Annotated in this window: 21 protein-coding genes; 13 read left to right on the top strand and 8 right to left on the bottom strand. The window is 64.8% G+C overall.

The features are described 5' to 3' along the window. Positions 1-155 precede the first annotated feature (155 nt). The 5 genes from ACQR10_RS12665 to ACQR10_RS12645 all read left to right on the top strand — a co-directional run bounded on the left by ACQR10_RS12665 (position 156) and on the right by ACQR10_RS12645 (position 3,984). Positions 156-887 carry an amino acid ABC transporter permease gene (locus ACQR10_RS12665; protein ID WP_316217153.1) on the top strand — a complete coding sequence of 244 codons (732 nt, stop codon included), beginning with the start codon at positions 156-158 and terminating at the stop codon, positions 885-887. A gap of 1 nt (position 888) precedes the next feature. Next, on the top strand, positions 889-1,581 hold the full coding sequence (locus tag ACQR10_RS12660; RefSeq protein ID WP_316217152.1) for an amino acid ABC transporter permease: 693 nt from the start codon (positions 889-891) through the stop codon (positions 1,579-1,581). A 9-nt stretch (positions 1,582-1,590) separates the two neighbouring features. Next, positions 1,591-2,322, top strand: a complete 732-nt coding sequence (locus ACQR10_RS12655) for an amino acid ABC transporter ATP-binding protein (protein ID WP_316217151.1) — start codon at positions 1,591-1,593, stop codon at positions 2,320-2,322. 113 nt (positions 2,323-2,435) lie between these two features. Further along, positions 2,436-3,296: a D-amino-acid transaminase gene (locus ACQR10_RS12650; protein ID WP_315801877.1), complete on the top strand. Its 861-nt coding sequence runs from the start codon at positions 2,436-2,438 to the stop codon at positions 3,294-3,296. Between the two features lie 97 nt (positions 3,297-3,393). Continuing rightward, a complete protein-coding gene (locus ACQR10_RS12645) occupies positions 3,394-3,984 on the top strand; it encodes a 3-keto-disaccharide hydrolase (protein ID WP_316179524.1) in 591 nt (196 codons plus the stop codon). Here ACQR10_RS12645 and ACQR10_RS12640 read toward each other — a convergent pair. From ACQR10_RS12640 to ACQR10_RS12630, 3 genes are all read right to left on the bottom strand, one after another. Next, on the bottom strand, positions 3,971-4,117 hold the full coding sequence (locus ACQR10_RS12640) for a hypothetical protein (protein ID WP_315801879.1): 147 nt from the start codon (positions 4,115-4,117) through the stop codon (positions 3,971-3,973). The two genes, ACQR10_RS12645 and ACQR10_RS12640, sit on opposite strands and share 14 nt — an antisense overlap. Positions 4,118-4,188: 71 nt before the next feature. Next, positions 4,189-4,788 (bottom strand): NAD(P)H:quinone oxidoreductase, encoded by a 600-nt coding sequence (wrbA, locus tag ACQR10_RS12635; protein ID WP_315801880.1) that lies wholly within the window; start codon positions 4,786-4,788, stop codon positions 4,189-4,191. A 75-nt stretch (positions 4,789-4,863) separates the two neighbouring features. Beyond that, entirely contained in the window at positions 4,864-5,562 is a 699-nt protein-coding gene (locus ACQR10_RS12630; RefSeq protein ID WP_316217150.1) for a pirin family protein, read from the bottom strand. A gap of 130 nt (positions 5,563-5,692) precedes the next feature. On the opposite strand from ACQR10_RS12630, the gene ACQR10_RS12625 reads away from it, so the two are divergent. Further along, positions 5,693-6,601: a LysR family transcriptional regulator gene (locus tag ACQR10_RS12625; protein ID WP_316217149.1), complete on the top strand. Its 909-nt coding sequence runs from the start codon at positions 5,693-5,695 to the stop codon at positions 6,599-6,601. Between the two features lie 23 nt (positions 6,602-6,624). Here the strand turns inward: ACQR10_RS12625 and ACQR10_RS12620 are convergent, their stop codons facing one another. The 3 genes from ACQR10_RS12620 to ACQR10_RS12610 all read right to left on the bottom strand — a co-directional run bounded on the left by ACQR10_RS12620 (position 6,625) and on the right by ACQR10_RS12610 (position 8,803). Further along, positions 6,625-7,092 (bottom strand): YbaK/EbsC family protein, encoded by a 468-nt coding sequence (locus tag ACQR10_RS12620; RefSeq protein WP_316217148.1) that lies wholly within the window; start codon positions 7,090-7,092, stop codon positions 6,625-6,627. Next, complete coding sequence (locus ACQR10_RS12615) at positions 7,082-7,828, bottom strand: haloacid dehalogenase type II (RefSeq protein WP_316217147.1); 747 nt, start codon at positions 7,826-7,828, stop codon at positions 7,082-7,084. The genes ACQR10_RS12620 and ACQR10_RS12615 overlap by 11 nt, the downstream gene beginning before the upstream one ends. Positions 7,829-7,918: 90 nt before the next feature. After that, positions 7,919-8,803, bottom strand: coding sequence for an amidohydrolase family protein (locus ACQR10_RS12610; protein ID WP_315801885.1), 885 nt, complete (start codon positions 8,801-8,803; stop codon positions 7,919-7,921). A 255-nt stretch (positions 8,804-9,058) separates the two neighbouring features. Between ACQR10_RS12610 and ykgO the strand changes: the two genes are divergently transcribed. The 3 genes from ykgO (at position 9,059) to ACQR10_RS12595 (ending at position 10,276) form a co-directional block, all read left to right on the top strand. After that, positions 9,059-9,184 (top strand): type B 50S ribosomal protein L36, encoded by a 126-nt coding sequence (gene ykgO, locus ACQR10_RS12605; protein ID WP_006611362.1) that lies wholly within the window; start codon positions 9,059-9,061, stop codon positions 9,182-9,184. Positions 9,185-9,292: 108 nt separating this feature from the next. Further along, positions 9,293-9,922: a tetratricopeptide repeat protein gene (locus ACQR10_RS12600; RefSeq protein ID WP_316217146.1), complete on the top strand. Its 630-nt coding sequence runs from the start codon at positions 9,293-9,295 to the stop codon at positions 9,920-9,922. A 102-nt stretch (positions 9,923-10,024) separates the two neighbouring features. Further along, positions 10,025-10,276: a hypothetical protein gene (locus ACQR10_RS12595; protein ID WP_315801887.1), complete on the top strand. Its 252-nt coding sequence runs from the start codon at positions 10,025-10,027 to the stop codon at positions 10,274-10,276. Between the two features lie 20 nt (positions 10,277-10,296). Here ACQR10_RS12595 and ACQR10_RS12590 read toward each other — a convergent pair whose 3' ends face one another. Further along, on the bottom strand, positions 10,297-10,479 hold the full coding sequence (locus ACQR10_RS12590; protein WP_015669379.1) for a hypothetical protein: 183 nt from the start codon (positions 10,477-10,479) through the stop codon (positions 10,297-10,299). A 251-nt stretch (positions 10,480-10,730) separates the two neighbouring features. Between ACQR10_RS12590 and ACQR10_RS12585 the strand changes: the two genes are divergently transcribed. Further along, complete coding sequence (locus ACQR10_RS12585; protein ID WP_316217145.1) at positions 10,731-11,690, top strand: alpha/beta fold hydrolase; 960 nt, start codon at positions 10,731-10,733, stop codon at positions 11,688-11,690. Positions 11,691-11,755: 65 nt separating this feature from the next. Here the strand turns inward: ACQR10_RS12585 and cycA are convergent, their stop codons facing one another. Beyond that, positions 11,756-12,151: a cytochrome c-550 CycA gene (gene cycA / locus ACQR10_RS12580; RefSeq protein WP_315801889.1), complete on the bottom strand. Its 396-nt coding sequence runs from the start codon at positions 12,149-12,151 to the stop codon at positions 11,756-11,758. A 208-nt stretch (positions 12,152-12,359) separates the two neighbouring features. Between cycA and ACQR10_RS12575 the strand changes: the two genes are divergently transcribed. The 3 genes from ACQR10_RS12575 to ACQR10_RS12565 form a co-directional block, all read left to right on the top strand. After that, entirely contained in the window at positions 12,360-13,853 is a 1,494-nt protein-coding gene (locus ACQR10_RS12575; protein WP_316217144.1) for an FAD-linked oxidase C-terminal domain-containing protein, read from the top strand. A gap of 1,088 nt (positions 13,854-14,941) precedes the next feature. Next, on the top strand, positions 14,942-15,343 hold the full coding sequence (locus ACQR10_RS12570; RefSeq protein ID WP_315800042.1) for a helix-turn-helix domain-containing protein: 402 nt from the start codon (positions 14,942-14,944) through the stop codon (positions 15,341-15,343). Next, a partial coding sequence (locus ACQR10_RS12565) for an IS3 family transposase (RefSeq protein ID WP_434848370.1) occupies positions 15,340-16,154 on the top strand: 815 nt, incomplete at its 3' end. The genes ACQR10_RS12570 and ACQR10_RS12565, both read left to right, overlap by 4 nt.

Below are 16,154 nucleotides of genomic sequence, written 5' to 3'. Positions count from 1 at the left end.
CCTTGCGGGGAGGGGTCGGGGGTGGGGGTCTCAGCAAAGACTCTCCGTGTGGACCCCCCACCCCGACCCTCCCCCGCAAGGGGGGAGGGAGCGCACCGTCGCTGGTGGCGACGTTCCGCAATCCGACTGCGAGCCAATCTTCTCAGGACACCCCCGTGAACTACACCTGGAACTGGCACATCTTCCTGGAGCCGAACCCGACCGGGGCCGGCACCTATTTCGACATGCTGCTGGCGGGGTTGAAGGTCACCATCGTGACCTCGCTGTCGGCCTGGGTGATCGCGCTGATCTGCGGCACGATCGTCGGCATCCTGCGCTCGCTGCCCTCGAAGCTCGCGACCTGGATCGGTTTTCTCTACGTCGAATTCTTCCGCAACATGCCGCTGCTGGTGCAGCTGTTCCTGTGGTTCTTCGTGCTGCCGGAGCTCCTGCCGCGCACCGCCGGCCTGTGGCTGAAACAGATGCCGAATGCGCCGTTCTTTACGGCAGCGGTTGGCATCGGGCTGTTCATGTCGGCGCGCGTCGCGGTGCAGCTCGCGGCCGGCATCGGCTCGCTGCCGCGCGGCCAGATGATGGCGGCGACCGCGCTCGGCCTCACCCCATTGCAGGCCTACCGTTACGTGCTGCTGCCGATGGCTTTCCGCATCATCCTGCCGCCGCTGACGTCCGAATTTCTCAACACGGTCAAGAACAGCGCGGTCGCGATCACGATCGGATTGATCGAGCTGACCGGTGCCGCGCGCGCCATGCAGGAATTCTCCTTCCAGGTGTTCGAGGCGTTCAGCGCCGCAACGCTGATGTATCTCGTCATCAACGTCATCGTCGTGATCGGCATGCGCCTCCTGGAGCGCGCGGTGGCGATCCCTGGCTACATCACGGGCAAATGAGATGCTGGCCAATTTCGACTTCGACGTCATCCGCCGCTCGCTGAGCTATCTGTTCATCGACGGCATGACCTTCACGCTGACGCTGACCGCGCTGTCGGCTTTTGGCGGTCTCGTCTTCGGCACGCTGATCGCGCTGATGCGGCTGTCCGGCTATCGCGTGATGGGCTGGATCGCCGGGCTCTACGTCGACTTCATGCGCTCGCTGCCGCTGGTGCTGGTGATCTTCTGGTTCTACTTCCTGGTCCCCTATATCGGGCAGTGGATCACCGGATCGTCGCGGCCGATCAAGGTCGGCGCCTTCGCTTCCTCGCTGATCACCTTCATCATGTTCGAGGCGGCGTATTTCTCCGAGATCATGCGCGCCGGCATCCAGTCGATCTCGCGCGGCCAGCCGGCCGCGGCCTCGGCGCTCGGACTGACCTATGCGCAGACCATGCGCTACGTCGTGCTGCCGCAGGCGTTCCGCAACATGCTGCCGGTGCTGCTGACCCAGACCATCGTGCTGTTCCAGGACACCTCGCTGGTCTACGTGCTCTCGATCCCGGACTTCCTCGGGGCGGCCTCCAAGGTCGCGCAGCGCGACGGCCGGCTGGTCGAGATGTATCTGTTCGCGGCCCTGATCTACTTCACCATCTCCTGCATCGCGTCCTACGGCGTCCGCCGCCTGCAGTCGCGCATCGCCATCATCAGGTAGTCGGCTCCCATGATCGAAATCAGCCACGTCAACAAATGGTACAGCCCGAGCTTCCAGGTGCTGAAGGACTGCACGACATCGGTCGCCAAGGGCGAGGTGGTGGTGGTCTGCGGTCCCTCCGGCTCCGGCAAGTCGACCCTCATCAAATGCGTCAACGCGCTGGAGCCGTTCCAGGACGGCACGATCACGATCGATGGTCTCAAGGTCAATGATCCCAAGACCAACCTGCCGAAGCTGCGCTCGCGCGTCGGCATGGTGTTCCAGCATTTCGAGCTGTTTCCGCATCTGAAGATCATCGAAAATCTCTGCCTCGCCCAGCAGAAGGTGCTGGGGCGCGGCCACGAGGAAGCGACCGCCAAGGGCATGAAGCTGCTGGAGCGCGTCGGGCTGAAGGAGCAGGCGCAGAAATTTCCGGCGCAGCTCTCGGGCGGCCAGCAGCAACGTGTCGCGATCGCGCGTGCGCTCGCCATGGACCCGATCGCTATGCTGTTCGACGAGCCGACCTCGGCGCTCGATCCGGAGATGATCAGCGAGGTGCTCGACGTCATGGTCGATCTCGCCCGCGAGGGCATGACCATGATGGTCGTGACCCACGAGATGGGGTTTGCCAGGAAGGTCGCCCGCCGCGTCATCTTCATGGACCGCGGCGAGATCGTCGAGGACGCCAAGAAGGATGAGTTCTTCGGCCAGCCCCGCAGCGAGCGCGCGCAGCAGTTCTTGTCGAAGATTTTGTCGCACTAGTTAGACCCGTCATTCCGGGTTCGATGCTGCGCATCGCCCCGGAATGACGGCGAGAGAAACGATCGGCGCATGCTAAGGACTATGCGTGCGCTGATGAGAAAGGAGATACCGCCTTGGACCCCATCGCTTACGTCAACGGCGCCTTCGTGCCCCTGTCCGAGGCCAAGGTCTCGGTGCTCGATCGCGGCTTCCTGTTCGCCGACGGCATCTACGAGGTGGCGGCGGTGCTCGACGGCAAGCTGGTCGACAGCGCCTCGCACCTCGCCCGGCTGGAGCGCTCGGTCGGCGAGATCGGGCTGGCGCTGCCGGAGAGCCTGGCGCGAATCGAGGCGCTGCAGAAGGAGCTGGTCGCGCGCAACCGGCTCGACCAGGGCATGGTCTATCTGCAGGTCACGCGGGGCGCTGACAAGGGCCGCGACTTCCCGTTTCCGAAAGGCGACGTCAAGCCGACGCTGGTGATGTTCGTGACCGCCAAGAACATCGTCGATGCACCCTCGGCGACGGCGGGCATCGGCGTCATCACCGTGCCCGACATCCGCTGGGCGCGGCGCGACATCAAGAGCGTCGCGCTGCTGGCGCAGGTGCTGGCGAAGCAGGCGGCTGCGGCCGCCGGCGCTGGAGAGGCCTGGATGGTCGAGGATGGTCACGTGACCGAGGGCGGCTCGTCCTCCGCCTTCATCCTGACCAAGGACGACGTCATCGTCACCAGGCCGAACTCCAACGCGATCCTGCCGGGCTGCACCCGCAAGGCGGTGGTGAAGCTCGCCGAGGAGCGTCAGCTCAAGGTCGAGGAGCGGCTGTTCACCGTGGAGGAGGCGCTCGCGGCGAAGGAGGCCTTCATCACCAGCGCGAGCTCGTTCGTGCAGCCGGTGGTCACGATCGACGGCAAGCCGGTCGGCGACGGCAAGCCTGGCCCGGTCGCGGCGCGGCTGCGCGAGATCTATGTCGATTTTGCGCGCGCGACGGCGGTGTAGTTCGACGAGAGAGCAGATGCAGCATCGAAACCCGTTTGCTTCGTCCGGCGCTTTGCTATCGTGGCGGCGAACCAAACAAAAACGGGGAGGCGTTTCGATGCGGTATCGCTTGTGCGGGCTTGCGGCCGGACTGTTGATTGCGGGCGCGAGCTGGGGGACGGCATTCGCCGATGACGGCTGGGTGACCCTGGTCGACGGTGACAAGAAGGTCGAATTCGCCGAGGTCGGCAAGGCCAATTGGGAGGCGAAGGACGGCGTGCTGATGGCCGACAAGCTCGACGGCAAGGATCCGTCCTATCTGGTCACCAAGGCCAGCTACAAGGATTTCCAGATCAAGGCCGAGTTCTGGGTCGACGACGCCGCCAACAGCGGCATCTTCATCCGTTGCGACCAGTCGGCGAAGATCGACTCCAACATCTGCTACGAGGTCAACATCTTCGACAAGCGGCCCGATCCGAAATACGGCACCGGCGCCATCGTCGACGTGTCCAAGGTCGATCCGATGCCGAAGGCCGGCGGCAAGTGGAACACCTACGAGATCACCGCCAAGGGCACGCGGCTGACCGTGATGCTCAACGGCGAGAAGACCGCCGACGTCGACGACAGCAAGCATGCTGCGGGGCCGATCGCCCTGCAATACGGCTCGGGCGTCGTAAAGTTCAAGAAGGTGCAGATCAAGCCGCTATAGCGGTGCATTCCGGGCAGCGGCGCTGACCGCGGCTCGCGCGGTAAAGGCCCTTGCAGTACCAATGGCGCGCCATCATCTGCAGAGGATGGCGGGCCAGCCTGGCCAGCGTCACCAGTTCGAGCATGGCGGGCATTGCGGACTCCCTCACTTTCTTCCGACGAGATGGGGCGGCGCTTCGGTGACGGAAGTGCCGCCCCAGTCGCGTCAGCCATGCAGCTTCTTTGCGGTCTCGGCGATCACGCGCCCTTGATAGCGCGCCCCCGCCAGCTCGTTCTCGCTCGGCAGCCGGCTGCCGTCGCCGCCAGTGATGGTGGTCGCGCCATAGGGCGAGCCGCCGGTGATCTCGTCGAGCTTCATCTGGCCGGCGAAGCCGTAGTTGAGGCCGACGATGGTCATGCCGAAATGCAAGAGGTTGGTGATGATCGAGAACAGCGTGACCTCCTGGCCGCCATGCTGGGTCGCGGTCGAGGTGAAGGCGCCGCCGACCTTGCCGTTCAGCGCGCCCTTGGCCCAGAGGCCGCCGGCCTGGTCGAGGAAGTTGGCCATCTGCGAGGCCATGCGACCGAAGCGGGTGCCGGTGCCGACGATGATGGCGTCATAGTTGGCGAGCTCCTCGACCTTGGCGATCGGTGCGGCCTGGTCGAGCTTGTAGTGCGAGGCCTTGGCGACGTCGGCGGGCACGAGCTCCGGCACGCGCTTGATGTCGACGGCGGCGCCGGCTTCGCGGGCGCCTTCGGCGACGGCGTTGGCCATCGCTTCGATGTGGCCGTAGGCGGAATAGTAGAGAACGAGAACCTTGGTCATGGAAGTCTCCGTGGGAATGCGAGTGATCGGGGAGGGCGTCCCGGCCGGAGAGCCGACCGGGATCGCGAAACAGACTTAAGCGGCGTCGACCAGCACCAGTTCGGAATCTTCGAGCGCCGTGATCTTCAGCGTGGCCTCGTCGCGGATGGCGGCGCCGTCACGAGCGTTGACGCGGACGCCGTTCACTTCGACGCTTCCGGCGGCAGGCACGAGATAGATGTGCCGGGCCTTGTCGGCGCTGTACTCGGCGGTCTCGCCGGCCTTCAGCGTGGTGCCGAGTACGCGCGCCTTGGCACGGATCGGCAACGCGTCGCCGTCATCTGCGAAGCCGCTCGCCAGTGTGACCAGCTTGCCGGAGCGGTCGGACTTCGGGAACGGCTTGGCGCCCCAGGTCGGCTGGCCGCCATCGGTGGTCGGCTCGATCCAGATCTGGAAGATCCGCGTCGTGGTCGGCTCGAGATTGTACTCGGAGTGGCGGATGCCGCTGCCCGCACTCATCACCTGGACGTCGCCGGCTTCGGTGCGGCCCTTGTTGCCGAGGCTGTCCTGATGGGTGATCGCGCCTTCGCGGACGTAGGTGATGATCTCCATGTTGCGATGGGGATGCGCGGGGAAGCCGGTGTTCGGTGCGATCTCGTCATCGTTCCAGACGCGCAGGGCGCCGTGGCCCATGTGGTTGGGGTCGTAGTAGTTCGCGAACGAGAAATGATGCTTGGCCTTGAGCCAGCCGTGGTCGGCGCCGCCCAGCGCCGCAAAGGGCTTCAGTTCGATCATGGGTCTGCTCCTGTGGTTGCAACGGCCGGCCGGAGCCGCCGTGCTGTTGGGCATTGGAATAAGGGAGCGGCCGGAGTATAGAAATAGAAACTATTGAAACCTATTGTTTCCAAAAACGAGATTCGAGGCGATGGCACGACTTCCGGATTTCGAGGCGATGGCGATCTTCGCCAAGGTCGTCGAGCTGCGCTCCTTCGCCGGCGCCGCGCAGGAACTTAGCCTCTCCAAGGCCTCCGTCTCCAAGGCGGTGAGCCGGCTGGAGGAGCGTCTGGGCACGCGGCTGTTCAACCGCACCTCGCGGCGCCTGGCGCTGACGGACGCCGGCCAGCGCCTGTCCGAGCGCGCCGCGCAACTGCTCGTCGATGGCGAGGCGGCCGAGACCGAGGCGCTCGCGCAGTCGCTGACGCCGCGCGGGCTGGTGCGCTTCGCGGTGCCAATGACGTTCGGCGTCAAGAAGATCGCGCCGCTGCTGCCGGCGTTCCTGGAGCAATATCCGGAGGTCTCGATCGACCTCCACATGAGCGACGCCACCGTCGATTTGATCGGCGAAGGTTTCGATCTCGCACTGCGCATCGCGCGGCTGCCGGACTCCTCGCTGCTCGCGCGCCGGCTCTGCGCCATGCCGCGCTACACGGTGGCGGCGCCGTCCTATCTGAAACGCCACGGCCGGCCGACGCACCCGATGCATCTCGCCGAGCACAAATGCTTCGGCTACGCCTATCTCTCCACGGCCGGCGTTTGGCACTACACCAATGCGGCCGGCGAGCAGGCCAGCGTGCGGCCGGCGGGACAGCTGCGCGTCAACAATGGCGAGGCGCTGTTGCCGGCGGTGCGCGCCGGGCTCGGCATCGCAGACCTGCCGGATTTCATCGTGGGCGACGCGATCGCGTCGGGCGAGGTCGAGGTGGTGCTGAAGGGCTGGAGCCAGCCGGAAGGCGCGATGCACCTGGTGATGCCGCCCGGCGGCCCGCGCCCCGCGCGGGTCGAGGTGCTGACGGAGTTTCTGGTGAAGGAACTGGCGAAGGCGAAGAAGCGATGAGCGCGCCCGCCGATCTCAGCCGATCAGGACTGCACCTCGCAGACGTCGACCCATGCCGCTTCTGTCAGCTCGGCCATGCGATCCGGCGTGATCTTCACCGCGCTGTGGGTCGAGCCCGCCGCGGGCACGACGATGTCGAAGGCCTTCAGTGACAGATCGCAATACACCGGCAGCGGCGACTTCAGCCCGAACGGGCAGACGCCGCCGACCTCGTGCCCCGTGATGTCGGCGACCTCGTCGAGACCCAGCATCTTCGGCTTGCCGCCGAACTGAGCCTTGACCTTCTTGTTGTCCATCCGCGCATGGCCCGCGGCGACGATCAGGATGACGCGGTCGCCGACGCGCAACGACAGCGTCTTGGCGATGCGGGCCGGCTCCACGCCATAGGCTTCCGCCGCGAGCGCCACGGTTGCGGAGCTCTGGCTGGAGACGAGGACGTCGATGTCGGGGGCTTTTTCAGCGAAGAAGGCGCGGACGGATTCAAGGCTCATGCGTGTTGACGATCTCAGGCAATTCGGAGAGCGCAGCAATACGATAATCGGGCGCAAAACCCAACTCGTCCATCTGGGTGCGCAGCGCCTTGAACATCGTGAGCGGGGACACGAGATCGGTCTTGATGCAGGCGGCCGCCATGGCTTCGGGAGTGACGCGCTCGATCCAGGCGACGTTGAGGCCGAAGGCCTTGGCGCCGCAGACGTCCCAGGGATTGGAGGACACGAACAGCACCTCGGCGGGTGCAAGTCCAAGTGTCTCCGCGATCAGCATATACGCTTCGGGACTCGGCTTGAAGATCTTGTGGGCATCGACGCTGATGACCGCATCGAGCATAGCATCGAAGCCGCTGGCCTTCACCAGGCCGTCGAGCATCGCGGGGCTGCCGTTGGAGAGGATCGCGAGCCGGCGGTCCTTCATCGCGGCGAGCGCGGCGCGTGCATCAGGGTAGGGATCGAGATCGAGATATTTGGCGATGATGCGATCGCGTGTGATCGCATCGGCCTGCAGGCCGAGAACGCGCAGCGTATAGAGCAGCGACTCGCGGGTGACGACCGAAAAATCCTCGTAGCGCTGCATCAGCGAGCGCAGCCAGGTGTATTCGAGCTGCTTGATGCGCCAGATCTGGGTGATGATGTCGCCGTGGCCGGGAAAGGCCTGCTCGGTGACCGCCGCCACTGACTGGATATCGTACAGCGTGCCATAGGCGTCGAAGACGATGGCTTTGAACGGCATGGCGCTCACCTGACCACCTTGAACAGGCGCAATGACTAATGGGTCACCGCGCCTGCGTAGACTAGCACGATCCTTGCGGACCGGACGATGTCAGATCCCGAGCAGCCTGCGCGCGTTGGCCTTCAACACCTTCGGCCGGATCTCGTCGCGGATGTCGAGCTTGGCGAAATCGGCGAGCCAACGGTCAGGGGTGATCACCGGCCAGTCCGAGCCGAACAGCATCTTGTCCTGCAGGATCGAGTTGATGTAGCGGACGAGGATCGGCGGGAAGTATTTCGGCGACCAGCCCGAGAGATCGATATAGACGTTCGGCTTGTGGGTCGCGACCGACAGCGCCTCCTCCTGCCAGGGGAAGGAGGGATGGGCCAGGATGATCTTGAGGTCGGGGAAGTCGGCCGCGACGTCGTCCATGTACATCGGGTTGGAATATTTCAGCCGCATCCCCATGCCGCCCGGCATGCCCGAGCCGACGCCGGTCTGGCCGGTGTGGAATAGCGCGATCGCGCCGCCGTCGTTGATCGCCTCATACAGCGGATAGGCCAGCCGGTCGTTGGCGTAGAAACCCTGCATGGTCGGGTGGAACTTGAAGCCGCGAACGCCATACTCCTCGATCAGCTTGCGCGCCTCGCGCACGCCGAGCTTGCCCTTGTGCGGATCGATGCTGACGAAGGGGATCAGCACATCGAGATGGTCGGAGGCGACCTCGAGCATCTCGTAATTGTTGTAGCGGCGGAAGCCGGTCTCGCGCTCGGCGTCGACCGGGAAGATCACGGCGGCGATGTTCTTCGAGCGATAATAGGCCGCCGTCTCCGGCACCGTCGGCGGATGCTTGTGCGGCGACTTGAAGTAGTCGGCCATCTGGGCCTGGAAATCGTCGTAGCCGTCATCCGCATGCATGCCGCAGGGCTCCTCGGCATGGGTATGGATATCGATGGCGACGACGTCGTCGATCTTGGGCAGAGCGAGCTTGGGCATGGGCGTTCCCGGGGGTTGGTTCTTGGCTTTGATAAATTGATTATAGGATATAACGAATTTGGCAATCGCCAAGTTGGATCGAGGGGCCCCGTGCTGGGCCGGTTCTGTTGAAGCCCGGCGCCGCCATGATTGACATCCGGCGGGCCGGTGGTTAGAAACCGGCCAATCCGGGCGGCTTGGTCGCTTGCGGAACTCCCTTTCTATTTGCCACTTCCGGCCTGTCCAACACGGCCTTTCAACGTATCAGGATGTCCCATGAAGGTCCGTAACTCGCTGAAGTCGCTGCGTGGCCGCCACCGTGCCAACCGTCTGGTCCGCCGCAAGGGCCGCGTCTACGTGATCAACAAGGTCCAGCGCCGCTTCAAGGCCCGCCAGGGCTGATCGAACGCGGCTGATCCGGCCATCGTCGCCAGTCCCGCCCGTCCGCTCACAGGCGTTTGACGCCTGTGCTGCTTTGCAGGACGCGCGGACTGCGTCTACACTCGGCGCATGGCAAAGCGAACTTTCCGGGCGGTCCTGCTCGCCGCCGTCGTCATCTCCATACCGCAGCTTGCGCAAGCGCAGGGCGAGCCGCGTGCGGCGCCCAAGCCGAAGCCGCCCGAGGCGCCCGCCAAGCTGCCCAAGGTCGGGGCCGACAAGACCAAGGGCCTCGATTTCCTGTTCGGCGCGCTGAAGGCCGCACCGGACGATATCAGCGCCAAGCACGTCGAGGCGCGGATCTGGGCGATCTGGCTGCAGACCCCCAGCGATACCGTTGCCCTGCTGATGGCGCGCTCCAAGGCCGCGATGGACGCGAAGCAGAACGACGTCGCGCTCAAGCTGCTCGATTCGGTCATCAAGCTCCGGCCCGATTATGTCGAGGCCTGGAACCGCCGCGCCACGATCTATTACCTCCAGAACGATTACGGCCGCTCGCTCGCCGACATCCAGCAGGTCCTGCTGCGCGAGCCGCGGCACTTCGGCGCGCTCGCAGGTCTCGGCATGATCATGCAGGATCTCGGCGAGGAAAAACGGGCGCTGGACGCGTTCCGCAAGGCGCTCGAGGTCAATCCGCATCTGGACAAGGTGCCGGAGCTGGTCAAGACGCTGACCGAAAAGGTCGAAGGCCGCGACATCTGACACCGCACCTGCCGTTAACCACGTCCTGAGCGCCGCTCTTGCTGGCGGGACCGCGCAACCCCACGTGCCTCTTGATCGAGATTTGTCGGCAGGAGAGGCGCAATGACGCGTGCGGTGCTGGCGGCAGCGCTGGTGATCACGGCGGCCACGGCCGCGTGGGCCGAAGACATGTTCTGGGTGGTCGGCAACCGCGCCACCAATCGCTGCGAGATCGTGACCAGCAATCCGGTCGTCACCCCCACCATGGGCGACATCTGGTTCGCGTCCGGCCCCTTTAAGTCGCTGGACGACGCCAAGCTCGCGCGCTCCACGATCAACGCCTGCCCGAACAAGGACATCACAGCCGAGGACTGATCGTCGCCCGGTCGGATCGCTCAGTGGAACGCGGTGCTGCGGCGGTCCGGCAGGCCGTACTGGGCAGCCGCGGCATAAAGCTGCGCGATCTCGGCCTCGAGGTGCTCGTTGACCAGCAGCAGCGCCTTCAGCGCGCCACGGAGATCGCCATTGCAGCTCGCGACGATCTCGTCGATAGCCGTCTCGCTCGAACGAACACTCATCGGTAACCCCCTCCCAAAACACCAAACTAAACTCAGGGCCGGTCATCGTGCTCAGACAACGCAATGACCCGACCGGAAGTAATTCACGGCCATCAGCCGATTGCGAGGAAAAGTCCCGACCATGGTTATAAAATGGCCGACGACGCGGTGATGACAGGATTCCCGGGCGAAACGACGAGACAACGCGGCCGGATCTGCAACTCCCGCGGATCTGCACCGTAACTGTCACTGTGACAGGCAGAAAACTATCAATGATTTCAATGTTCTTGGTGGGCACTTTGGCGCTCCTGGCGGTGCTCACGCGCGCCGGTGTGGCGGTGCTCGAGCGCCGTTACCCGGCGCAAGGGCAGGCCATCAATGTCGAGGGTGCGACGATCAATCTTGTGGATATCGGGCCGCGCGACAGCGAAAAGCCGCCACTGTTGCTGCTCCACGGCGCCAGCTCGAACCTCGAGGCGATGCGCAGGCCGCTCGGCGACCTGCTCGCGCGGCGCCATCGTGTGCTCCTTGTCGACCGTCCCGGCCATGGCTGGAGCCCGCGTCTCAGGCCCGAGGATTCCACGCCCGCCGCTCAGGCCCGCATGCTGGACGAGGCGCTGGCCCGGCTCGGCGTCGGCCAGGTCGTCCTGGTGGTGCATTCCTGGAGCGGCGCGCTCGGCCTGCGCATGGCGCTCGATTTCCCGGACCGGGTCGCGGGCCTCGTGATGCTGGCGCCGGTCGCCTATCCCTGGCGGGGCGGGGTCGGGCGCTACAACGAGGCGGTCACGGCGCCGGTGGTCGGGCCGTTGCTGGCGCATACGATCACGCTGCCGCTCGGCCTGGCGCTGATGGCGCCCGGCGCCCGCGGCGTGTTCGCGCCGCAGGCCATGCCGGACGATTTCGTCGACCGGACCGCGACGCCGCTGCTGCTGCGCCCGCGCGAGTTCATGTCCAATGCGCGCGATCTCGTCACCCTGAAGCAGGCGGTGATCGAGCAGGCGCCGCGCTATGGCGAGATCAAGGTCCCGGTCACCATCGTGGCGGGCGAGGCCGACCGGACGGTCTATACCGACATCCATTCCCGCCCGCTCGCCCAGGTTGTGCCACAGAGCCGGCTGATCGTGCTGCCCGAACTCGGGCACATGGTCCAGAACGCGGTGCCGGAGCTGGTGGCCGGCGAGGTCGACCGCATCGTCGCGGCCGTCGCCCCGGTCGATGCCGCAGCGCCGTGATGTGAAAAAGCCCCGGCGAACGGCCGGGGCTTTGCAGGCGAGGTGACGGGTCGGCCGGCGGCCGCTTACTGCTTCTGCTTGCCGTCCTTGTCGAACGACGACACATAGGCCCAGAGGTTGTTGATCTCGGTCTCGTTCTTGATGCCGGCGAAGGTCATCTTGGTGCCGGGAATCTTGGCCTTCGGATCCTTGATGTATTCTTTGAAGACCGCCTCGTTCCAGGTAATGCCCGAATTCTTGTTGGCTTCCGAATAGTTGTAGTCCGGCGCGCTGCCCGACTTGCGGCCGTCGAGGCCGTTCAGCTCCGGGCCGACCTTGTTCTTCGCGCCCTCGCCGATCGAATGGCAGGGCAGGCACTTGTTGAAGGACGTCTTGCCGGCGGCCGCATCCTGCGCCAGCGCGGCAGACGCCAGCGACGACGAGGCGAGGATGACGAGCGCGCTCAAAGTCATTTTCTTCATGGATCAGGCTCTGTGGGTTACGAGACGAGTTTGCGCGCAGGTTGTGGCATGGCCTCAGGCGAGGCACAAGCGGGGATGCGCTGAGGCAAATCAGCATAATGGCTGAGCTTGTTGCTCTGCCGCAAACTTCGATGCGGATCCGCTGCCTATCCAAACGGTTTCCGTTGTGATTGATAGGCCGGGGCAAAATCGAGGCCGGAGGAACGCGATGGCGATCATGATGCCGGAGGCAGATCAAGCGGTGCTGGCGCGCCGTGGCGAGATCGTTGCTGCACTGCGAGCAATCGTGCCGGGCGAAGGCGTCATCGACAGCGCCGCCGAGATGCTGCCCTACGAGTCCGATGGCTTGATGGCCTATCGACAGCCGCCGATGGTCGTGGTGCTGCCGGAGACCACCGCGCAGGTGTCGCGGGTGCTGAAATATTGCCATGACCAGGGCATCAAGGTGGTTCCGCGCGGCTCGGGAACGTCGCTGTCCGGCGGCGCGCTGCCGCTGGCCGACGGCGTGCTGCTCGGCCTCGGCAAGTTCAAGCGCATCCGCGAGATTGATTTCGACAACCGCGTCGTCGTCACCGAGCCCGGCGTCACCAACCTCGCCATCAGCCAGGCGGTGGCGCACGCCGGCTTCTACTACGCGCCCGATCCGTCGTCGCAGATCGCCTGCTCGATCGGCGGCAATGTCGCGGAGAATTCCGGCGGCGTGCATTGCCTGAAATACGGCATGACCACCAACAACGTGCTCGGCTGCGAGATCGTGCTGATGACCGGCGAGGTGCTGCGTATCGGCGGCAAATGCGCCGAGAATGCCGGCTACGACCTGATGGGGCTGATCACCGGCTCGGAAGGCCTGCTCGGCGTCGTCACCGAGGTGACGGTGCGCATCCTGCAGAAGCCGGAGACGGCGCGCGCGCTGATGGTCGGGTTCGCCGAGGTCGAGGCCGCCGGCGAATGCGTCGCCCGCATCATCGGCGCCGGCATCATCCCCGGCGGCATGGAGATGATGGACAAGCCTGCGATCCACGCCGCCGAGGCCTTCGTCCACGCCGGCTATCCGCTGGATGTCGAGGCGCTGCTGATCATCGAGCTCGACGGCCCCGGCGTCGAGGTCGACGAGCTGATCGGCCGCGTCGAGGCGATCGCCAACGGCTGCGGCTCGACCACCTGCCGCATCTCGACCTCCGAGGCCGAGCGCAATCTGTTCTGGGCCGGCCGCAAGGCGGCGTTTCCCGCCGTCGGCCGCATCTCGCCGGACTACCTCTGCATGGACGGCACCATCCCGCGCGGCGCGCTGCCCAAGGCCCTGGCGCGCATCCGCGAGCTGTCGGAAAAATACCAGCTCGGCTGCGCCAACGTCTTCCACGCCGGCGACGGAAACCTGCATCCGCTGATCCTGTACGACGCCAACAAGCCCGGCGAGATGGAGCGCGCCGAGGCCTTCGGCGCCGACATCCTGCGCTGCTGTGTCGAGCTCGGCGGTGTCCTGACCGGCGAGCACGGCGTGGGAATCGAGAAACGCGACCTGATGCCGGAGATGTTTTCCGAGATCGACCTCAACCAGCAGCAGCGCGTGAAGTGCGCGTTCGACAGCCAGGGCCTGCTCAACCCGGGAAAAGTGTTTCCGACCCTGCATCGCTGCGCCGAGCTGGGACGGATGCATGTGCATGGCGGCAAGCTGGCGTTTCCGGACTTGCCGCGGTTTTGAGGCGGGCGCTGTCGAGCGGAGCTGCGTCATCTGATGCCCGTTCGCACTCGCGGCTTGCGAACGCTGGAGACCCTCATGGTGAGGAGGCGCGCGAGCGCCGTCTCGAACCATGAGGCCACCGTACGGGCCTCGCCCTTCGAGACGCCCGCCTAGCGGCGGGCTCCTCAGGGTGAGGGGCGCAAGTCGCTCCCTCGACATCAACCGTGCAGATCGAAGCCGGCACTCTCGCCCCCTTCCATAAGCAGGCTGCTCACGGTCCATGTGCATGCCGGTTCGAATCTCAACCCTCATGGTGAGGAGGCGCGCAGCGCCGTCTCGAACCATGAGGCCCCACAGCAGACACGACCTCGCGATCCCGCGGCGTTCTCCGCCCGAGTGATGCGATCGACACGCCCTCCAAACCAATCGAGAGGGCGCAGGGAATGCCGGGTGAAGGCCTCACCCATGGCCCGCCTGCGAAAAAAATGCAGGCGGCAGGTACCACAGGTGCAGCCGAACATCCGGCATTCCCTGCGCGGCGGTCTTAACGCTTATACGTGCTCGCCCCGGGGATCGGCTGTCTTGTCCCCGTCGTCGACGCGACGCGCGGAGGCGTCGTCGCCGACTTGGCCTCAGCACCGGGAGGCCAGGCCCACACGATTTCACGTCCGCATCGCGATCGTTCGTCGGCATGACGCGAGGTCACGCTGCGACCCGACACGGCCACCGCATCCCCACCCCACGTATCGTGACGACCGCGCGTACGCCCCTCTCGGCGGGGTAGGATGGGGAGAGTCATACATGATTTCTGTAAAAAAGAAATAGGAAAATTTCGTCGTTTTAGGAGGCCTGCCGCTCCGCTTTGAAATAGCTCGCGAAATGAGTTGTTACGCGCGAGCGATTTTGCTGCGGCCGGCCGTTCTTATGTCGTGAGATCGCTCAAAACGCTTCCTCGCCCGGATGGAGAAGCTGACCGGGCGCGTGCCCAAACCTGCGAAGCGTGGACCGAAAGCGCCGACGCGGAGAGGGCAGGATAAGTTTTGTGGACTGGACTGCACCCCTCAAGTGAGACACGATAATCTCAGTGACAGGCATTCCGAGGATGACCTGTGGCAGCAAGAGGGAAGACCCGTCGGTTTCCGACGGCTTATAAACTGAAGGCGATCAAGCGTGTCGAACGAGGCGAAGGCGTTCTGCCTGTGGCTCGGGACCTTGGGATATCGCGCAAGATCCTTCATGACTGGATCAAGGCCTGGAGGGCGCAAGGGCCGGACGGGTTGAACCGCAAGCCGGGACCGAAGCCTGGTCCCCGGAAGCTCAAATCTGTGGCGACCTATGACGATAAGCGGTCCGCACTGGCACGGGCCAATGCTCGCATTGCCGAGCTCGAAGGGCTGGTCGGCCGTCAGCAGATGGACCTCGATTTTTTTCGGCAAGCCTTGCGCGCACTGGAGCGGCCGGCAGCGCAAGGCAAACCCGTATCCGCATCATCGAAGTCATCAAAAGCATGACCGCGGAGACAGCCGACTCCAGCGCTCATGTGCAGCGCCTCTGCGCTTTGGCAAGGCTGCCTCGAGCGACTTATTACCGGCATCTCAATCGACGTAGCCGCGCCGAAGCCGAGTGCGAGTTGCGCGACCAGCTCCAGCGCATCTGCCTGAAGCATCCGTTCTACGGCTATCGACGGGTGACCGCCGCTCTTCGGCGTCTGGGAATGGTCGTCAATGGCAAGAAAGTCCTGCGCCTCATGCGTCAGGATAATCTTCTCGCGCAGCGCAAGACGCCCTTCCTGAAGCCGCCGACTGCAAGGCCGACTGACGTGATCGTCGTCCCCAACCTGATCCGTGGCCTAGCGCCATCGGCTCCGGATCAGATCTGGGTCGCTGACATCACCTACGTCCATCTCGCCAAGACGTTCGCCTATCTCGCCGTCATTCTCGACGGCTTCTCCCGCAAGGCGGTCGGCTGGGCATTCGACAACACCCTCGACGCCTCCCTCGCGATCGCGGCTCTCGACAAAGCGCTTCAATCTCGGAACCCCAAGCCCGGCAGCCTGATCCACCACTCAGACCGCGGCGTGCAATACTCCTCGATCGCCTATCGGGAGCGGCTGGCCAAGCGCGACATCAAGATCAGCATGAGCAGTCCCGGCAACCCGTTCGACAACGCCAAGGCCGAAAGCTTCATGAAGACGCTCAAGGCCGAGGAGATCAACGGCAAGAGCTTTGCCGACGTCAACGACGCCCGGCGCCGGATCAACAGCTTCATCGCCGAGATCTACAATAAGGAGCGCTTGCATTCGGCCCTCGGCTATCGATCTCC

Origin of the sequence: Bradyrhizobium sp. HKCCYLRH2060 (assembly GCF_051168135.1) — a bacterium.
Classification (GTDB): domain Bacteria; phylum Pseudomonadota; class Alphaproteobacteria; order Rhizobiales; family Xanthobacteraceae; genus Bradyrhizobium.
Note: the sequence above shows the minus strand (reverse complement) of the source record. Positions and strands in the feature narration are given on the sequence as shown.

Excerpts from the sequence above, each read along its gene's own strand:
- ACQR10_RS12630 (WP_316217150.1), bottom strand. The coding sequence starts at position 5,562 with ATGATCGAACTGAAGCCCTTTGCGGCGCTGGGCGGCGCCGACCACGGC.
- ACQR10_RS12575 (WP_316217144.1), top strand. The coding sequence starts at position 12,360 with ATGGCGATCATGATGCCGGAGGCAGATCAAGCGGTGCTGGCGCGCCGT.
- ACQR10_RS12585 (WP_316217145.1), top strand. The coding sequence starts at position 10,731 with ATGATTTCAATGTTCTTGGTGGGCACTTTGGCGCTCCTGGCGGTGCTC.
- ACQR10_RS12590 (WP_015669379.1), bottom strand. The coding sequence starts at position 10,479 with ATGAGTGTTCGTTCGAGCGAGACGGCTATCGACGAGATCGTCGCGAGC.
- ACQR10_RS12600 (WP_316217146.1), top strand. The coding sequence starts at position 9,293 with ATGGCAAAGCGAACTTTCCGGGCGGTCCTGCTCGCCGCCGTCGTCATC.
- ACQR10_RS12660 (WP_316217152.1), top strand. The coding sequence starts at position 889 with ATGCTGGCCAATTTCGACTTCGACGTCATCCGCCGCTCGCTGAGCTAT.
- wrbA (WP_315801880.1), bottom strand. The coding sequence starts at position 4,788 with ATGACCAAGGTTCTCGTTCTCTACTATTCCGCCTACGGCCACATCGAA.
- ACQR10_RS12595 (WP_315801887.1), top strand. The coding sequence starts at position 10,025 with ATGACGCGTGCGGTGCTGGCGGCAGCGCTGGTGATCACGGCGGCCACG.
- cycA (WP_315801889.1), bottom strand. The coding sequence starts at position 12,151 with ATGAAGAAAATGACTTTGAGCGCGCTCGTCATCCTCGCCTCGTCGTCG.
- ACQR10_RS12645 (WP_316179524.1), top strand. The coding sequence starts at position 3,394 with ATGCGGTATCGCTTGTGCGGGCTTGCGGCCGGACTGTTGATTGCGGGC.
- ACQR10_RS12655 (WP_316217151.1), top strand. The coding sequence starts at position 1,591 with ATGATCGAAATCAGCCACGTCAACAAATGGTACAGCCCGAGCTTCCAG.
- ykgO (WP_006611362.1), top strand. The coding sequence starts at position 9,059 with ATGAAGGTCCGTAACTCGCTGAAGTCGCTGCGTGGCCGCCACCGTGCC.
- ACQR10_RS12615 (WP_316217147.1), bottom strand. The coding sequence starts at position 7,828 with ATGCCGTTCAAAGCCATCGTCTTCGACGCCTATGGCACGCTGTACGAT.
- ACQR10_RS12640 (WP_315801879.1), bottom strand. The coding sequence starts at position 4,117 with ATGCCCGCCATGCTCGAACTGGTGACGCTGGCCAGGCTGGCCCGCCAT.
- ACQR10_RS12620 (WP_316217148.1), bottom strand. The coding sequence starts at position 7,092 with ATGAGCCTTGAATCCGTCCGCGCCTTCTTCGCTGAAAAAGCCCCCGAC.
- ACQR10_RS12625 (WP_316217149.1), top strand. The coding sequence starts at position 5,693 with ATGGCACGACTTCCGGATTTCGAGGCGATGGCGATCTTCGCCAAGGTC.
- ACQR10_RS12610 (WP_315801885.1), bottom strand. The coding sequence starts at position 8,803 with ATGCCCAAGCTCGCTCTGCCCAAGATCGACGACGTCGTCGCCATCGAT.